At 66.6% G+C, this 15620-nt stretch carries 16 protein-coding genes; 9 read left to right on the top strand and 7 right to left on the bottom strand.

The genetic code is table 11. The features are described from left to right. The first annotated feature begins 4 nt into the window (after positions 1–4). Positions 5–877, top strand: coding sequence for a diaminopimelate epimerase (gene dapF, locus QOJ24_RS17360; RefSeq protein WP_526263364.1), 873 nt, complete (start codon positions 5–7; stop codon positions 875–877). Between the two features lie 45 nt (positions 878–922). Beyond that, positions 923–2335 (top strand): GTPase HflX, encoded by a 1413-nt coding sequence (gene hflX, locus QOJ24_RS17355; RefSeq protein WP_526263362.1) that lies wholly within the window; start codon positions 923–925, stop codon positions 2333–2335. A 56-nt stretch (positions 2336–2391) separates the two neighbouring features. On the opposite strand, the gene mbp1 is transcribed toward hflX, so the two are convergent. Beyond that, positions 2392–2634, bottom strand: a complete 243-nt coding sequence (mbp1, locus tag QOJ24_RS17350) for a microaggregate-binding protein 1 (RefSeq protein ID WP_526263360.1) — start codon at positions 2632–2634, stop codon at positions 2392–2394. A 112-nt stretch (positions 2635–2746) separates the two neighbouring features. Further along, entirely contained in the window at positions 2747–3262 is a 516-nt protein-coding gene (locus QOJ24_RS17345) for a hypothetical protein (RefSeq protein WP_526263358.1), read from the bottom strand. Positions 3263–3363: 101 nt separating this feature from the next. On the opposite strand from QOJ24_RS17345, the gene QOJ24_RS17340 reads away from it, so the two are divergent. Together QOJ24_RS17340 and QOJ24_RS17335 are read left to right on the top strand one after the other, a co-directional pair. Next, a complete protein-coding gene (locus QOJ24_RS17340; RefSeq protein WP_526263356.1) occupies positions 3364–4524 on the top strand; it encodes an acyl-CoA dehydrogenase family protein in 1161 nt (386 codons plus the stop codon). Positions 4525–4666: 142 nt separating this feature from the next. After that, positions 4667–6598 carry a sunset domain-containing protein gene (locus QOJ24_RS17335; protein WP_526263354.1) on the top strand — a complete coding sequence of 644 codons (1932 nt, stop codon included), beginning with the start codon at positions 4667–4669 and terminating at the stop codon, positions 6596–6598. 2 nt (positions 6599–6600) lie between these two features. Here QOJ24_RS17335 and lexA read toward each other — a convergent pair whose 3' ends face one another. Beyond that, positions 6601–7284, bottom strand: coding sequence for a transcriptional repressor LexA (lexA, locus tag QOJ24_RS17330; protein WP_526263352.1), 684 nt, complete (start codon positions 7282–7284; stop codon positions 6601–6603). 209 nt (positions 7285–7493) lie between these two features. On the opposite strand from lexA, the gene QOJ24_RS17325 reads away from it, so the two are divergent. Further along, complete coding sequence (locus QOJ24_RS17325) at positions 7494–7964, top strand: LysM peptidoglycan-binding domain-containing protein (protein ID WP_526263350.1); 471 nt, start codon at positions 7494–7496, stop codon at positions 7962–7964. A 160-nt stretch (positions 7965–8124) separates the two neighbouring features. After that, a complete protein-coding gene (gene nrdR / locus QOJ24_RS17320; protein ID WP_123026206.1) occupies positions 8125–8589 on the top strand; it encodes a transcriptional regulator NrdR in 465 nt (154 codons plus the stop codon). Positions 8590–8598: 9 nt separating this feature from the next. Here nrdR and QOJ24_RS17315 read toward each other — a convergent pair whose 3' ends face one another. From QOJ24_RS17315 to QOJ24_RS17305, 3 genes are read right to left on the bottom strand one after another with little or no spacing between them, the layout of a single operon-like run. Beyond that, complete coding sequence (locus QOJ24_RS17315) at positions 8599–9285, bottom strand: PhzF family protein (protein WP_526263348.1); 687 nt, start codon at positions 9283–9285, stop codon at positions 8599–8601. 35 nt (positions 9286–9320) lie between these two features. Further along, a complete protein-coding gene (locus tag QOJ24_RS17310; protein ID WP_526263346.1) occupies positions 9321–10352 on the bottom strand; it encodes an alpha/beta fold hydrolase in 1032 nt (343 codons plus the stop codon). Positions 10353–10385: 33 nt separating this feature from the next. Continuing rightward, entirely contained in the window at positions 10386–11318 is a 933-nt protein-coding gene (locus QOJ24_RS17305) for a proteasome assembly chaperone family protein (RefSeq protein WP_526263425.1), read from the bottom strand. 123 nt (positions 11319–11441) lie between these two features. Here QOJ24_RS17305 and QOJ24_RS17300 point away from each other — a divergent pair, with 123 nt between their 5' ends. After that, positions 11442–12218 carry a trypsin-like serine peptidase gene (locus QOJ24_RS17300; protein WP_526263344.1) on the top strand — a complete coding sequence of 259 codons (777 nt, stop codon included), beginning with the start codon at positions 11442–11444 and terminating at the stop codon, positions 12216–12218. 3 nt (positions 12219–12221) lie between these two features. On the opposite strand, the gene sthA is transcribed toward QOJ24_RS17300, so the two are convergent. Next, complete coding sequence (gene sthA / locus QOJ24_RS17295; protein ID WP_526263423.1) at positions 12222–13628, bottom strand: Si-specific NAD(P)(+) transhydrogenase; 1407 nt, start codon at positions 13626–13628, stop codon at positions 12222–12224. A gap of 126 nt (positions 13629–13754) precedes the next feature. Here sthA and QOJ24_RS17290 point away from each other — a divergent pair, with 126 nt between their 5' ends. Then, positions 13755–14501 (top strand): DUF5642 family protein, encoded by a 747-nt coding sequence (locus tag QOJ24_RS17290; protein WP_526263342.1) that lies wholly within the window; start codon positions 13755–13757, stop codon positions 14499–14501. Between the two features lie 93 nt (positions 14502–14594). Beyond that, the gene (locus QOJ24_RS17285) at positions 14595–15620 is read left to right on the top strand and encodes a DUF4192 family protein (protein WP_526263340.1); all 1026 of its coding nucleotides are present in this window, start codon (positions 14595–14597) and stop codon (positions 15618–15620) included.

Genomic DNA, 15620 nt, shown 5'->3' with positions numbered 1-15620 from the left:
TCTGGTGAAGTTCGCGAAGGGTCACGGCACGCAGAACGATTTCGTGCTGCTGCCCGACCTGGATGCCGGCCTGCCGCTGGAGCCCGCCGCGGTGACCGCACTGTGCGACCGCCGACGGGGGATCGGAGCCGACGGCGTGCTACGCGTGACCACCGCGGGCGCGGCGGCGGAGGCGGGGGTGTTCGATCGGCTGCCCGAAGGGGTGGCGGCCGATGACTGGTACATGGACTACCGCAACGCCGACGGCTCGATCGCCCAGATGTGCGGCAACGGCGCGCGGGTGTTTGCCCACTACCTGCGCGCCTCCGGCCTGGAAGCCCGTGACGAGTTCGTCGTCGGCTCGTTGGCTGGCCCGCGGCCGGTCGTTCTGCACGGCTGGGACGCAACCAACGCCGACGTCACCGTCGACATGGGCAAGACCAATCAGCTCGGCACCGGCGAGGCCATCGTCGGCGGCAGGACATTCGCCGGGGTCGCCGTCGACGTCGGCAACCCGCATCTCGCATGCGTCGACTGCGATCTGACCACCGCCGCGCTGGCCGCGCTGGACGTGGCGGCTCCCGTACGGTTCGACACCGCGCAGTTTCCGGACGGCGTCAACGTCGAGGTCCTTACCGCGCCGTCGAGTGGTTCGGTGTCGATGCGGGTACACGAGCGCGGTGTCGGCGAAACCCGCTCGTGCGGAACGGGAACCGTCGCCGCCGCGGTCGCCGCGCTGGCGTACCAGGGTGCAACGACCGGCACACTTACGGTCTGCATCCCGGGGGGCCAGGTGGACGTCACCGTCACCGACGCCAGCAGCTACCTGCGTGGCCCGTCGGTGCTGGTGGCCGGCGGTGAGATCGCTGAGGAATGGTGGCATGCTCAGCAGCGTTAATTGGGGTGCATGAACAGTGATCTCCGTGCGAATCTTTATTCGCCTATGACGTATCCCGAATCGCGTATCAACCACACCCCCAGCGCCGGTGAGCTGGCGCTGGAAGACCGCACGGCGCTGCGCCGCGTGGCCGGTCTGTCTACCGAACTCACCGACGTCTCCGAGGTCGAGTACCGCCAGCTGCGGCTCGAACGCGTCGTGCTGGTCGGAGTATGGACCGAGGGTAGTGCCGCCGATGCCGACGCGAGCCTCGCCGAGCTGGCCGCGCTCGCCGAGACGGCCGGTTCCGAGGTGCTCGAGGGCATGATCCAGCGACGTGACAAGCCCGACCCGTCCACCTACATCGGCTCGGGCAAGGCGCAGGAGCTCCGCGACGTCGTCGTGGCGACTGGAGCTGACACGGTCATCTGCGACGGCGAACTCAGCCCCGCTCAGCTCAACGCGTTGGAGAAGGCGGTGAAGGTCAAGGTCGTCGACCGCACCGCGCTGATCCTCGACATCTTCGCCCAGCACGCCACCAGCCGGGAAGGCAAGGCGCAGGTGGCGTACGCCCAGATGGAGTACATGCTGCCGCGGTTGCGGGGCTGGGGTGAGTCGATGTCGCGGCAGGGCGGTGGCGCAGGCGGCAGCGGCGGCGGCGTCGGCACGCGCGGTCCCGGTGAGACCAAGATCGAGACGGACCGCCGCCGCATCCGCGAACGGATGGCCAAGCTTCGTCGCGAGATCAAGGACATGAAGAAGATCCGCGACACCCAGCGCAGCCGCAGGCTCGGCAGCGACGTGGCATCCATCGCGATCGTCGGCTACACGAACGCGGGCAAGTCCAGCCTGCTCAATGCGCTCACCGGCGCGGGCGTGCTTGTGGAGAACGCATTGTTCGCCACGCTCGAACCCACCACGCGCCGAGGCGAATTCACCGATGGCAGGCCGTTCGTCTTGACTGACACCGTTGGGTTCGTCCGGCATCTGCCCACCCAACTGGTGGAGGCATTCCGGTCCACGTTGGAGGAAGTCGTCGACGCCGACCTGCTTGTGCACGTAGTGGACGGATCGGACGTCAACCCGCTGGCGCAGATCAACGCCGTCCGCCAGGTGATCAACGAAGTCATCGCCGATCATGATGGCCATCCTGCACCAGAACTGTTGGTGGTCAACAAGACTGACGCAGCAGAAGGCTTGACACTGGCTCAGTTACGGCGCGCGCTGCCAGGTGCGGTGTTCGTTTCCGCGCATACCGGCGACGGCCTGGAACAGTTGCAGCAGCGGATGGCGCAATTGGTGACGCCGACCGACACTGTCATCGACGTGACGATTCCGTACGACCGGGGTGATCTGGTGGCCCGCATACATTCCGACGGTCGGGTTGATGCAACAGAGCACAACCCGGAAGGCACGCGAATCAAGGCGCGCGTGCCGATTTCGTTGGCCGCCGGCCTTCGCGATTTCGCGACGTTCTAGTCGCGGACATGAAAAATGGGGCACCCCTCGGCGGCCCCATTTTCCCTGACGGTCTGTCAGCCCTGCTGCTCGGTCTTCTGACGCTCCTCGGCGACCTTGGCGGCCGCGCGCGCGCTTTCGGCCTCGGCCTCCTTCTCGGCGGCGTTGCGCTGGGCATCTGCCTTGTCCTGCTGGGCCTGGCCCTCGCGGTAGAGATCATCGCGACCGGTCACGGCGCCCGTGACCTCCTTGGCCTTGCCCTTAACGCCCTCGACGACGCCCTTGATGGCCTCTTCGGGACCGCTGTTGTTGTCAGCCATTGCGCAATTCCTCCTAGCGAATCGAAATCGTATGAGGGTCATTCCCGATCGGGCTGTCCGCTAAACGCAAACTGATCTTCGGTGGTGCAGGTCACAGGGGTTGTGGGAGGCACTACACATCCGCGATGTCGAAGACATCCGCCGGGGGTGTGGCAAGGATGCGTTGCGCCAGTTCGGCTTTCAATTCGCCGAGTCGCGCGTCCTGCTGGGCGGTTCGCTTCTCGGTGCGGGCCAAGTCGGTGAACTCGTCGGTGACAAAGCCGTCGCGAAGGATGAATGTCGCTGTCTGGCCTGCGACGGTGACCTCGAAGACGAAATCTTCGAGCAGGCGGCCGCGATCGGAACGCAGCAGGGACCGGTCCACCGTGTACCGACCCTCGGTGACGCCGCGCGTGACCACTTCGAACCCGTCGCGCGCACCCGGCCCACGGAAAGCCGTTCGAACGGCGATAGAGCGCCGCGGCGGCGGCAGGCCTGCCGAGAGATGGCCGAACGCGCGCTGCATGACCTTGAACGCCATCGCCACACCCGCGGGAGAGTGGGGTCCGTGGTAGGCCATCATGTCCTCGAATGTGAACGCGATCGGGCGGCCACCGTCAACGACCTGCAGCGACTCCGTCACGCCCATGGGGAAAGTCTATTTCTGTCCGCGTTCACCCGGTAACCAACCATCCGGTTGGGTGGTATATCGTCGAGAACAAACCCCCCGCTTATCACTGGAGGTCCTCCATGGGCAACGTCGTCAAGTACGAGCGCACCCTTTTCGAGCCCGAGCACGATTTGTTCCGCGAGTCCTATCGCGGCTTCCTTGATCGCCATGTGGCGCCGTTCCACGACCAGTGGGAAAAGGACAAGATCGTCGACCGCGGAGTCTGGCTGGAAGCCGGTAAGCAGGGCTTTCTCGGCATGGCGGTGCCGGAGGAGTACGGCGGCGGCGGTAATCCCGACTTCCGCTACAACGTGGTGCTGACCGAGGAAACCACCGCGGGCCGGTTCAGCGGCCTGGGTTTCGGCCTGCACAACGACATCATCGCGCCGTATCTGCTCAACCTCACCGACGAGGAGCAGAAGCAGCGTTGGCTGCCCAAGTTCTGCACCGGCGAGTTCATCACCGCGATCGCCATGACCGAGCCCGGCACGGGCAGTGACCTGCAGGGCATCAAGACCAGGGCGGTCAAAGAGGGTGACCACTATGTGCTCAACGGCGCCAAGACGTTCATCACCAACGGCATCAACGCCGACCTGGTGATCGTGGTCGCCTGCACCGATCCCGACAAGGGGGCGCAAGGCTTCTCGCTGTTGGTCGTCGAGCGCGGTATGGAGGGTTTCGAGCGCGGCCGTCACCTGGAGAAGATCGGGCTGGACGCCCAGGACACCGCCGAGTTGTCGTTCACCGACGTCAAGGTGCCCGTCGAGAACCTGCTGGGCGAGGAGGGCATGGGCTTCATCTACCTGATGCAGAACCTGCCTCAGGAGCGGCTCAACATCGCAGTGATGGCGGCTGCTGCCATGGAAGCCGTGCTGTCGGAGACACTGCAATACGCGAAGGAGCGCAAGGCCTTTGGCAGGCCGATCGGCAGTCAGCAGAACAGCCGGTTCCTGTTGGCCGAATTGTCCACGGAGGCAACGGCAGTGCGCATCATGGTCGACGAGTTCATCCGGCTGCACCTGGACGAGAAACTCTCCGCGGAGCAGGCCGCAATGGCGAAGTGGTATTCGACCGAGAAACAGGTGCACCTGGTCGACCGATGCCTGCAGTTGCACGGCGGCTACGGATACATGAGGGAATACCCCGTTGCGCGCGCGTATCTGGACGCTCGGGTGCAGACCATCTACGGCGGCACCACGGAGATCATGAAGGAGATCATCGGACGCTCGCTGGGCGTTTGATCGCACGCACTCACAGGCTTGGATCTGCGAACAATTGCGGTCCCCGGGCACCGCATATCCCTATCGTTACCGTGTCTATCAGACGCACGGCTGATGAACGCGCTAGTTTCAGGGGGACTTTGCCGTAGGACGGGGAGGGTGGATGAGTGGGGAGCGTGCCCTGCTGAACTCTCTGTTCGGTCGTGCAGTGGCGGCTGTGCTGGCCGCAACCGTTGCCCTCGTGCTGGCTCCGTCGGCGACGGCGACCCCCGAATCCGATGCCACGGACGCGATAAACAGGGCGTACGACGCCGGCGGCGGCGCCACCGGCCCGCTGGGACCCGGTGACGGTGGCCTCTATCCGATCGGTGGCGGCTTCGGCCAGAACTACGCGGGCGGCAAGATCTTCTTCACCCCGGACACCGGTGCGCACATCATGGCGGGCGCGATCCTGGAAAAGTACGAGTCACTCGGTGGGCCCGGCGACGGCGACCTGGGCTTTCCCACGATCGATGAGGGCCCGGGCCGGGCCACCGACAGCCGCAACACCACGTTCAGCGCGGTCGACAAGCCCGTCATCTTCTGGACCCCCGACACCGGCGCCCACGTCGTACGCGGTGCGATCAACGCGGCGTGGGACAAGCTCGGCGGTTCGGCCGGTCCTGTGGGAGTGCCCACCGAGGACGAGGTCTTCAGGGGCGACCTCGTCTCGCAGAAATTCACCGGTGGGGAGATCACCTGGAACAGGTCCTCGAAGGAATTCACCACCGTTCCGCCGGACCTGGCCGGCCAGCTCGCCGGGCTGACCATCCCAGAAGACGCCACATCGGCCATCAACGCGGCCAGGCGGGCGGCCGGTGGGCCGTTGGGGCCGCTCGGGGCCAAGCAGGGTCCGCAGTATGCGATCGGGCAGGACGGCGCGGGCCAGGACTTCACCGGCGGCAAGATCTTCTACAGCCCGGCCACCGGCGCGAACGTGGTCAGCGGGCAGGTCCTCAAGAAGTATGAGTCCGTGGGCGGTGCACAGAGTGATCTGGGCCTGCCGACCAGCAACGAAACCGACGGCGGCCTGACGACGGGCAGCCGGGTCAGCACCTTCGCCGCACAGGACAAGCCGGTCATCTTCTGGACACCTGACTACGGCGCGTTCATCGTTCGCGGGGCGATGAACGCCGCGTGGGACAAGCTCGGCGGCGCCGCCGGTTCACTCGGGCCCCCGGTGGCCGACCAGGCCGAGGACGGAAACGTCGTCTCGCAACGATTCACCGGCGGCGAGATCTCCTGGGACAAGCAGACCAACAAGTTCAGCACCGAGCCGGCCAACCTGGCCTCCGGTCTGGCCGGCCTTCAGGTGCCCGGCTACGAACCCCCGGGGGATGCATCCGGGGATGGTGCGTCGGACAAGGGTGAGCGCAACTGGTTCACGCCGTCGTGGTGGTGGCTGCTCGCCGGGATACCGCTGCTGATCGTCGTCGGGCTGATTGTGGTTGCGACGCTGCGGAACCGGGGCGGTGACGACCTGGATCGGCCTGACGACGAGTTCGACGTCGACGCCGCCCACGACGACGAGGCCGAGGCGGAGGCGCTGCGGCTGGCTGACCCCGAGGACCACGGCAGGGTGCAGCTGGCCGAGAGTTTCGGCCGGCAGGGCGGTTCCGCGCGGTACGGATTAGGCGGGCCCGGTCGCGATCCGTTCGAGGACACCGGCGACGACGGGGACGAGTTTTCTGAGCTCGAGCCCGAACCCGACGAGTCCGACACCGCGCCGACGCCGATCGCGTCCGAACCGGAGCCGGATTCCGGTCGCCACTCGGCGGTTGCACTCGACGAACCGCAGAATGAATTGCGCGAGCCCGAAGCCGTTCCGACACCCGCTTTGCACGTCAGCCCGAGTGACCCGGCGAGTGCACAGACTGCGATTCACCTACCGCTTGACGACCCGTATCTGGCCCCGACCGGATACCCGATCAAGGCGGACACGAAGTCAGGTTTGTACTGGGGACCGGAAAGCGACCTCTACGACCACATTCCGGCCGAGATCTACTTCGTCAACGAGCAAGTCGCCATGGCCAACGGATTCGTCGAGGCGGACTAGGCTCAGATCTTCCTGATCACGGTGACGACCTTGCCGAGCACCGCGGCGTCATTGCCGGGGATCGGGTCGAAGGCCGGATTGTGCGGCATCAGCCAGACCTGTCCGCGGGTGCGCTTGAACGTCTTCACGGTGGCCTCGCCGTCGATCATCGCCGCGACGATATCGCCGTTGTCGGCGACGTTCTGCTGACGGATGACGACCCAGTCGCCGTCGCAGATTGCCGCGTCCACCATCGAGTCGCCGACCACCTTCAGCAGGAATAGCGAGCCTTCACCGACAAGCTCGCGGGGGAGCGGGAAGACGTCCTCTACCGCCTCTTCTGCCAGGATCGGTCCGCCCGCCGCGATGCGGCCCAGCACCGGCACGAACGTCGGTTCGGGCAGTGCGTCCGAGCCGGCCACGTCGGTGCTCACGATGGGCGTCACCATTTCGTCGGCGCCACGCACGTCGACGGCACGGGGCCGGTTCGGATCGCGGCGCAGGTAGCCTTTTCGCTCCAGCGTCCGCAGCTGATGTGCCACCGACGAGGTGGACGTCAGGCCCACCGCGTCGCCGATCTCCCTGATGCTCGGGGGGTACCCGCGGCTGGTCACCGACGCCTTGATGACCTGCAGTATGGTGCGCTGCCGTTCGGTCAGACCTTCGGGTGCTGCGGTGTTCTGCGTGCCGGTGCGGTCCTCGCTCATGGCGCCGAATGTAGTCGTCGCAGCCTCGATAATCAAACATGTGTTCGAGGCGTGTCGCGATTCGCAGGCACTCGACCAGCGCCGGAAGAACTTGTCGGTGCCCTGTTCTATCGTTTCGCAACAGTTCGATCACATGTTCTATTATTCGAACGCATGATCGACTATGGTTCGAACACACAGGCGAACCAGCGAAGCGGAAGGCGAGGCAGATGACAGTTCTGGACACCCGAGAAGTCCTGACAGCACCGGTTCCGCGGGGGTATTACCGCCCGTCCGCGGCCCGACGGCCGTCTCGAGCGCCGCAGAGCAGGCGGCGGCCCGGTGGCGCGCCGTTGCACTACCGCGGTCCCGGTGTGGTGATGTCCCGCGCCTCCCATCGCAGGCGTCCCATCACACCGGCCACCACTGTGGGCCTCGCCCTGCTGGCCGCGCTGATCACGGTGTGGCTCGGTGTGGTGGCCCAGTTCGGCGGGGTCGTCGGTGCCGCGGACTCGTCGTCGCCGGTGCCCAATACGCTTGCCGTGGTCCAGGTGCAGTCGGGGGAGACGCTGGCGCAGGTCGCCCATCGCGTTGCACCCGATGCGCCGGTCGCGCACGTCGTCGATCGCATCCGCGAGCTCAACAAACTCGAGTCGGCCTCGCTCGATGCCGGGCAGACACTCATCGCGCCGATCGGCTGACCAGATCGTGCGCGGTGAAACGCGCTGCCGCACAACGGCCATGGCCGAAGCGCCGGCGCGACAGACATCAATCACCCGGACACTGGGATCCGAGGGCTGCGCAAAGGTACGCTCGAAGGCGTTCGAGGTAGGAGTCTGTCGGCGCGGCGAAGGAGCAGTCATGCACTGTCCGTTCTGCCGCCACCCCGATTCGCGGGTCGTCGACTCCAGGGAAACCGATGAGGGTCAGGCGATCCGGCGCCGCAGGTCATGTCCGGAGTGTGGTCGCCGGTTCACCACTGTGGAGACCGCCGTACTCGCCGTCGTCAAGCGCAGCGGTGTCACCGAGCCGTTCAGCCGCGAGAAGGTCATCAAGGGAGTCCGTCGGGCGTGTCAGGGCAGGCAGGTCGACGACGACGCCCTCAACCTGCTGGCGCAGCAGGTCGAGGACACCGTGCGCGCCACGGGCTCGCCGGAAGTGCCCAGCCACGAGGTCGGACTGGCGATACTCGGTCCGCTCCGGGATCTCGACGAGGTCGCCTACCTCCGGTTCGCGTCGGTGTACCGGTCCTTTTCGTCGGCCGATGACTTCGAGCGTGAGATCGAGGCGCTGCGGGCCCACCGCGAGGTTCCGACCTCGGGCTGACCTCAGTCGTCAGCTGATCTGCTTGGTCCCGTCGTTCACCACTCGTCCCGCCACCCGTACCCAACCGTCAGCGCTCCATCGCGTCGCAATGACCGAACCCTTGCCTTGCACGATGGTGAGGTCGCGGCTGAGGTAGTCGGTGATGCGCACCGCCGCCGCGCCGGTCGCCTCGTCCTCGGGCACGCCGAGACCGGCGGCGAACATCCGGGAGCGCAGCACGCCGTTGTCCCAGTCGGTCCACGTCCACAGATAATGCTCTACGTCGTCGGAATAGTCGTCCGGTTCGGCGGCGAAAAGCTCCTCGGCGGAGTCGAGGTCATAGATCGCGAAATCCGGTGCCCACTCGGCACGCGCCCTGACGGCGACCATGTCGCCGTCGTAGTCGACCGCGACCACTCCGGCGGGCACCTGCAGTGTGTGGACCGGACGGCCGATGTCGCGCAGCCACCATGACGCGCCAACGGTCGGATGGCCCGCGAAGGGCAGTTCGGTGGCCGGGGTGAAGATCCGGGCGTGTGCAGTGTTGGAACCAGGCTGAGGCACATCGACGAATATTGTTTCGCTGTAACCCAATTCGGTGGCGATCCGCTGCCGGTCGCTGGGGTCCACCGCGCTCGCGTCCACGACGCCGAGTGGGTTACCGAACTGCCCGTCCGCGTCTGTGAAGACACGCAGCACTGTCACGTCGATGGCCATGAGCCCGATGCTACGACGTGGCGCAGCGGTTCAGATCAGGTGGCGCTGCGTTCATCGGTACCCATCGCGTCGAGCACCGCGACCCGGGTGTCGATCGATCCGGTGATCATGCCCTCGCCTATTCCGTCGCGAAGCAGACCGCGCAGTAGATCCTGGTCATAGGTGGCCGGTTCGGTGGAACCGATGAACCGCTCCACGACTTCGACGAAGCGGTCGGGATCGTCGTGGAAAGGGAAGTGCCCGGACCCGTTGAAGATCTCCAGCTGCGAGCCGGGCATCGCAGCGTGTGCAAGTTGCGCGTGACTCACCGGGATCACTGAATCGTGCGATCCCCAAATCAATTGAACGGGAACCGATTCCGTCAGATAACATCGGTCAAGCATGGTGACCACCTGGCCGCGCCAGTCGACGACGGCACGAAGCGTGCGGGCGAAAGCCGATGACGCGGTCGGCTCCGGCAGATCCCGCAGAATCCGCAGCATCTCGGGCAGATCGCGGCCCAGCGAGGTTCTACCGATCGCCAGTCCGGCCACCCGTCCCGCCACCTGCACCGCGGGCAGCACCAACGGCAGCCGCAGCACCGCGAGCGCCTCGGTGCCCATAGGAAGGGAGGCGATCCGAAGAGCGAAGTTGACGTCCTTGGTCACCCCGCCGGCGCCGACCAGGATCAGCCGGTCCACCAATTGCGGGAACTGGTAGGCGAATTGCATCGCGACGCCACCACCGAGCGAATGCCCGACCACAGTGACCCGCTCGATGTCGAGCACGCTGAGCAGATCGCGCATCCCGTTCGCGTATGCCGCAACGGAGTAGTCGGCGCGCGGCTTGTCCGACTTCCCGTGGCCGAGCAGGTCGGGGGCGATAACGGTGAAGCGCTGCGCGAGCGTGGACTGCACGCTGCTCCACGTGGTGGAGTTGTCGCCGATCCCATGGATCAGCAGTATCGCGGGACCCGATCCGGCGATCCGGTATGCCCGGCGGTAGCCGTGGATGGTGCGATATTGCAATGTGGGCGTCAGCTCACGCACGGGACGCAGATTGGGCTTTCCTGGCTTTCGCGCTGTCATGTCGCCAACCTCGTCGTCGGAGCGGGTGGCGGCCTAAATGCCGTCGTCCCCGTCTGGGAAGCCTTTTGGTCTCTTCTTGTCCTGCTGCGCGAGAAAGCGCTCGAACTCGGCGCCGAGCTCGTCACCGCTGGGCAGATCCTCATCGCGTGCCAGCAGTGATTTGTTCTCCTGGGCTTCGATGAACGCATCGTACTGGCGCTCAAGGGCCTCCACCACTTGAGCAACCTCGCTGCTACCGCCGACCTGTTCTTCGACCTTCGCCGCCACTTCGGCGGCCGCCTCCGACAGCGCGGCCAGCGGCAGCTGCAACGAGCCGGCCTTGGCGACCTGCACCAGCAGCGCCTCGGCGGCGGCCGGGTAGTCGGTCTGGGCGAGGTAGTGCGGCACGTGCACCGTGAACCCGACCACATCGTGTCCGTGCTGGGCCATCCGGAACTCCAGCAGGTTGGACACGCTGCCGGGCACCTGCACCTCGCCGACCCACGGCGTGTGGCCCGCGATCAGCTCCTTGTTGTTGGCGTGCGCCGTCAGCGTCATGGGACGGGTGTGCGGGACCGCCATCGGGATGGTGCCCAGCCCGATGGTCTGCCGGACGTCGAGCCGCTCGGCCAGCAGCCGCACCGCCGTGATGAAGCGCTCCCAGCGCAAGTCCGGCTCCATGCCGGCAAGCAGCAGGAACGGCGTCCCCACAATGTCGCGCAGGGCGTACAGGCTCAGCTCGGGTTCCTCGTAATGGGTGAAGTGGTCGGTCTTGAACGTCATCAACGGCCGCCGCGACCGGTAGTCCAGCAGTTCGTCGATGGCGAACGACGCCACCAACTCCGTATCCAGGGTGTCCTTCAGGTGTTGGGCGGACAGCCGGATCGCATGCCCGGCGTCCGAGAATCCCTCAAGGGCGTGGACCAAAACCGGCCCGCGTCCGTCTGACGACGACAATTGCGGCGCCGGAAACTCCAGCTCGTACATGCCGCTGTGGTCGGGTTGGTAGCGCTGGTCCTGTTTGTCGTGCTCGTCGCTGATTGGGCTCACCTCCTAGAACACCGCGACCTCCAGTGTCTCACTCGCCGAAGTCGGGCAAGATCAGGTGCCATGCGGGTGTCTGCGGTGCTGGTGGTCGGGCTGTTGGCGGTCACTGCCGGTTGCAGCAAGACGGCCTTGCCGGAAACTCACGCACCGAGCCATACAACGACGACGACGAAGCTGACCGCCGCCCCCGTGGCACCTGACGCCAGGATCGGCGCGCTGTTTCTCGGAGCGGGGGACCTGCATACATGCACCGCGGGCGTACTCGACTCGAAGGACGGCGACCTGATCCTCACCGCCGCACACTGCGTGGCCGGTGGTGTCGACACCACATTCGTCGCCGGCTTCTCCGGCGCCGCCGACCCGTCCGATGTCTGGCGAGTCGACTCCATCTACCTGGACCCCCGATGGGTGACGAACCAGGATCCGTTGGCCGACTTCGCAATACTGCGAGTCGCCCACGATGGCGCAGGGACGCTCGAAGACACGGCAGGCGGAGGGCTGACCATCGGTGCCGCACCGAAACCGGGCACCGTGGTCAACGTCACCGGATACGGGCTCGGCGTCGGTGGCGGCCCGGTCGGCTGCAAGTCGGCAACGGAACTGGCGCCGGGCGGCTTCCCGTCGCTGCCGTGCGGCGGGCTTGTCGACGGAACCAGTGGCGCACCATGGACGACCGGGCCGACCATCACAGGACTGACCGGTGGGTTCGACGGCGGCGGGTGCGATGAAAGCGTCTCGTACTCCCCGCCGTTCGACGGTGAAGTGGTTGCACTCTTGGCGCGCGCCGAAGCGGGTGGTCCCGGTGATGAAGCCCCCGCGGTGTTCGACGACGACTGCTGAGGTCTAGGTGCGGAACTGGCTGAGCGCGCGCAGCTTGTTCATCACGTCCAGCGCCGCGACCTTGTAGGCCTCCGAGAACGTCGGGTAATTGAATACCGCGTCGACGAGATAGTCGACGGTGCCGCCACAGCCCATCACCGCCTGCCCGATGTGAACCAGCTCGGTGGCACTCGTCCCGAAGATGTGGACTCCGAGCAGCTTCAGGTCCTCGGTCGAGACCAGGAGCTTGAGCATGCCGTACGAATCACCCGCGATCTGGCCGCGCGCCAGCTCGCGGTACCGCGACACCCCCACCTCGTACGGGATGGAGTCGCGAGTCAGATCGACCTCCGTGGCGCCGACGTAGGACACCTCGGGGATCGAGTAGATGCCGATCGGCTGCAGCTCCGTCATGCCCCTCACCGGCTCGCCGAACGCGTGGTAGGCAGCCAGCCTGCCCTGGTCCATCGACGTGGCTGCCAGCGCCGGAAAGCCGATCACATCACCGACGGCGTAGATGTGGTCGACCTTGGTCTGGAACTGGTCGTCGACGAATATCCTTCCGCGGCTGTCGATCTCCAGCCCGGCGTTCTCCGCGTCGAGGTGTTCGGTCTGGCCCTGCCGACCCGCCGAGTACATCACCGTCTCGGCGGGGATCTGTTTCCCGCTGGCCAGCGTTGTCACCGTGCCCGCGCCGCCGACGTCGACGGCCGTCACCTCCACGCCGAAGCGGAACGTCACCGCAAGGTCGCGAAGGTGGAACTTCAGCGCCTCGACGACTTCGGGATCGCAGAAGTCCAGCATGTTGTCGCGCTTCTCGACGACGGTGACCTTTGTGCCGAGCGCGGCGAACATCGACGCGTATTCGATGCCGATCACGCCCGCGCCCACGACCACCATCGACGACGGGAGCGACTTGAGGTCGAGGATGCCGTCGGAGTCGAGCACCCGGTCGTCGTCGAATTCGACCCCGGCCGGGCGCGCCGGCTTGGTGCCGGTGGCGATGACGATGTATTCGCCCCGGACAGTGGTCTTTTCGCCGCGGGTCTGGTCGTCGACACAGAGCGTGTGGTCGTCCAGGAACCGGCCGTGCCCGGTGATGAGGTCGACCCGGTTGCGCATCAGCTGGCCGCGCACCACATCCTGCTCCTTGGTGATGACGTGGGTGGTGCGGGCCAGCAGGTCGGCAGGCGTGATCTTCTCCTTGACCCGGTAGCTGGCGCCGTAGAGCTCGCGCTGGCTCATGCCGGTCAGGTACACCACCGCTTCGCGAAGCGTCTTGGACGGGATGGTCCCGGTGTTCACGCAGACACCGCCGAGCATTCGACCGCGCTCGATGACCGCGACCGTCTTGCCGAGCTTCGCCGCCGCGATGGCAGCCTTCTGCCCCCCGGGACCCGAACCGATCACGACGAGGTCGTACTCCAGCACCGAAGCCATATCTGAAGGTGTACGCCGATTGCGGCAATCTCGCATGCCGACGGGGTCAATACCGGGTGAACAAAGTCTGCTGACCGGCGATGAGGTGAATACGCTCCGCGCGCCTGGAAGCGGCGGGTGCCAGCCGGTGAGACGATGACGGCAATGGCGGGCATGGTTCTGCGCGGATCGAGGCTGCCCATCGCCTGTTGCGCTGCGCTGACGGTGGCGGTGGTGGTCGGTGGATGCGCAAAGGTGGTGGCAGGCACCGCGCGCGCCGGTGACCCGCAGGTGGTGCCTGCCCGGCCGATTCCGGTCGCCGACTTGCTGATCGAACCGAGCCGGTTCCCCACGCGGTATCCGGCGGCCGCACTACCACCGAAGGACGTCGACCGCGTGTTCGGCGAAATCGATGGCGTGCCGGTCGGTTTCGAGGTGACGCCGCCTGAATGCGCGCCACTGCCGGTGCTGGCCCAACAGAGGGCTGCCGTCCAGGGAACCGACGACGAAACCGGTAGCCGACTCACCGTCACGGTCGCCCGGCCGGTGCCCTCGATACGGGCCAGGGTCACCCAGCTCACTGACTGCCCGACGTTCACCAGCACGGCGGGCGGAGATGCGGGCGAGGTGTCGGAGGTGACTGTCGACCTGCCGCCGGCACCGCCGGTGGACGCCGATGACAGCTACGCGGTCGACCAGACCGTCACCGCGGAGTCGGCGGCCGAGCCGGACACCAGGACACTGACGCTGGTAGCACTCATCGACGACGTCCGGGTGACGGCGTCATGGCAGCAGCAGGGGTCGTCGGACGCCCCGGACACCGAGGCGCTGGACCCTCTGTTCGCCGATGCGGTGCTCAAGGTGCGCAAGGAGATCCCGCGCTAGCCGGTTATACCCAGTCCGGAGTTCATCCACAGCGCCACGGCGGTAGCACGGTTCTGTCGCCTGCAGGTCGTCGATGGCGCCCATCGTCTGGGCATGACGACATCGCAATCCGACTTCCAACTCAACCGACCCGGCGCGCTGATCGCGGCGCTGCCCGCTGTTCTGGGCTTCGTGCCCGAAAAATCTCTCGTCCTGGTGACCATCGACAGCGGCGCATTGGGTTGCGTTATGCGGGTTGACCTTTCGCTCGAGCTGCTCGGCTCTGTCAGCCATCTGGCCGAGGTCGCCGCGGCGGCGAGGCCGGATGCCGCGATAGCGGTCGTCGTCGACGCCGAGGGCGCCGGCTGCCGGTTGTGCAACGACGATTACCGCGATCTTCAGGAGGCCTTGGACGACCGCCTTGCCGACCAGCAGATCGACCTGCTCGACTTCCACATCGTCGACACGGTTGGCCGCGACGGGCGGTGGCATCGCCTCGACGGCAGCTGGGGCACGGTGGACGACCCGTCGGCGTCGCCGCTGGCGATGGCGGCGGTACTGGACGGCAGACGGCTCTACGCCCGCCGCGAAGAGCTTGCGCGGGTCATCGCGCCCACCGATACGGCCGCGAGCGACGCCCTGATCGAGGTGATCGCTGGCCACACCGACGCGCAGGTCGACCTGGCGAGTGCCATCGAGGAAGCCATGACGGCGGCGGCGCGGGCGGCAACGGGCCGAGAGCTGTCGGAGGCCGTGATGGCCCGGCTGGCGCGCGCCTTGACCGAACCGCAGGTGCGCGACGTGCTCTACGCGCTGGCGGTGGGGAAGAAGGCCGCGCAGGCCGAGGGATTGTGGGCGGAACTCTCCCGGGCACTGCCCCCGCCGTGGCGGGTCGAGGCGCTGGTGTTGTTGGCTTTCTCCGCCTACGCCCGCGGTGACGGGCCGCTGGCCGGGGTGTCGTTGGAGGCGGCGTTGCGCTGCGATCCCACCCACCGGATGGCAGGCATGCTCGACACGGCGCTGCAGTCGGGGATGCGGCCTGAACAGATCCGTGAACTCGCCGCGACGGGGTACCAGATCGCGAAACGGCTCGGCCTGAGGTTGCCGAAGCCCACGGAGTTTGGGCGGCGGGCGGGCTGA

The sequence above is a fragment of the Mycobacterium sp. genome (assembly GCF_032159775.1).
Classification (GTDB): Bacteria; Actinomycetota; Actinomycetes; order Mycobacteriales; family Mycobacteriaceae; genus Mycobacterium.
This window is presented reverse-complemented; position numbering and strand designations above follow the sequence as displayed.

Excerpts from the sequence above, each read along its gene's own strand:
- hflX (WP_526263362.1), top strand. The coding sequence starts at position 923 with ATGACGTATCCCGAATCGCGTATCAACCACACCCCCAGCGCCGGTGAG.
- mbp1 (WP_526263360.1), bottom strand. The coding sequence starts at position 2,634 with ATGGCTGACAACAACAGCGGTCCCGAAGAGGCCATCAAGGGCGTCGTC.
- QOJ24_RS17345 (WP_526263358.1), bottom strand. The coding sequence starts at position 3,262 with ATGGGCGTGACGGAGTCGCTGCAGGTCGTTGACGGTGGCCGCCCGATC.
- QOJ24_RS17340 (WP_526263356.1), top strand. The coding sequence starts at position 3,364 with ATGGGCAACGTCGTCAAGTACGAGCGCACCCTTTTCGAGCCCGAGCAC.
- QOJ24_RS17335 (WP_526263354.1), top strand. The coding sequence starts at position 4,667 with ATGAGTGGGGAGCGTGCCCTGCTGAACTCTCTGTTCGGTCGTGCAGTG.
- lexA (WP_526263352.1), bottom strand. The coding sequence starts at position 7,284 with ATGAGCGAGGACCGCACCGGCACGCAGAACACCGCAGCACCCGAAGGT.
- QOJ24_RS17325 (WP_526263350.1), top strand. The coding sequence starts at position 7,494 with ATGACAGTTCTGGACACCCGAGAAGTCCTGACAGCACCGGTTCCGCGG.
- nrdR (WP_123026206.1), top strand. The coding sequence starts at position 8,125 with ATGCACTGTCCGTTCTGCCGCCACCCCGATTCGCGGGTCGTCGACTCC.
- QOJ24_RS17315 (WP_526263348.1), bottom strand. The coding sequence starts at position 9,285 with ATGGCCATCGACGTGACAGTGCTGCGTGTCTTCACAGACGCGGACGGG.
- QOJ24_RS17310 (WP_526263346.1), bottom strand. The coding sequence starts at position 10,352 with ATGACAGCGCGAAAGCCAGGAAAGCCCAATCTGCGTCCCGTGCGTGAG.
- QOJ24_RS17305 (WP_526263425.1), bottom strand. The coding sequence starts at position 11,318 with ATGTACGAGCTGGAGTTTCCGGCGCCGCAATTGTCGTCGTCAGACGGA.
- QOJ24_RS17300 (WP_526263344.1), top strand. The coding sequence starts at position 11,442 with ATGCGGGTGTCTGCGGTGCTGGTGGTCGGGCTGTTGGCGGTCACTGCC.
- QOJ24_RS17285 (WP_526263340.1), top strand. The coding sequence starts at position 14,595 with ATGACGACATCGCAATCCGACTTCCAACTCAACCGACCCGGCGCGCTG.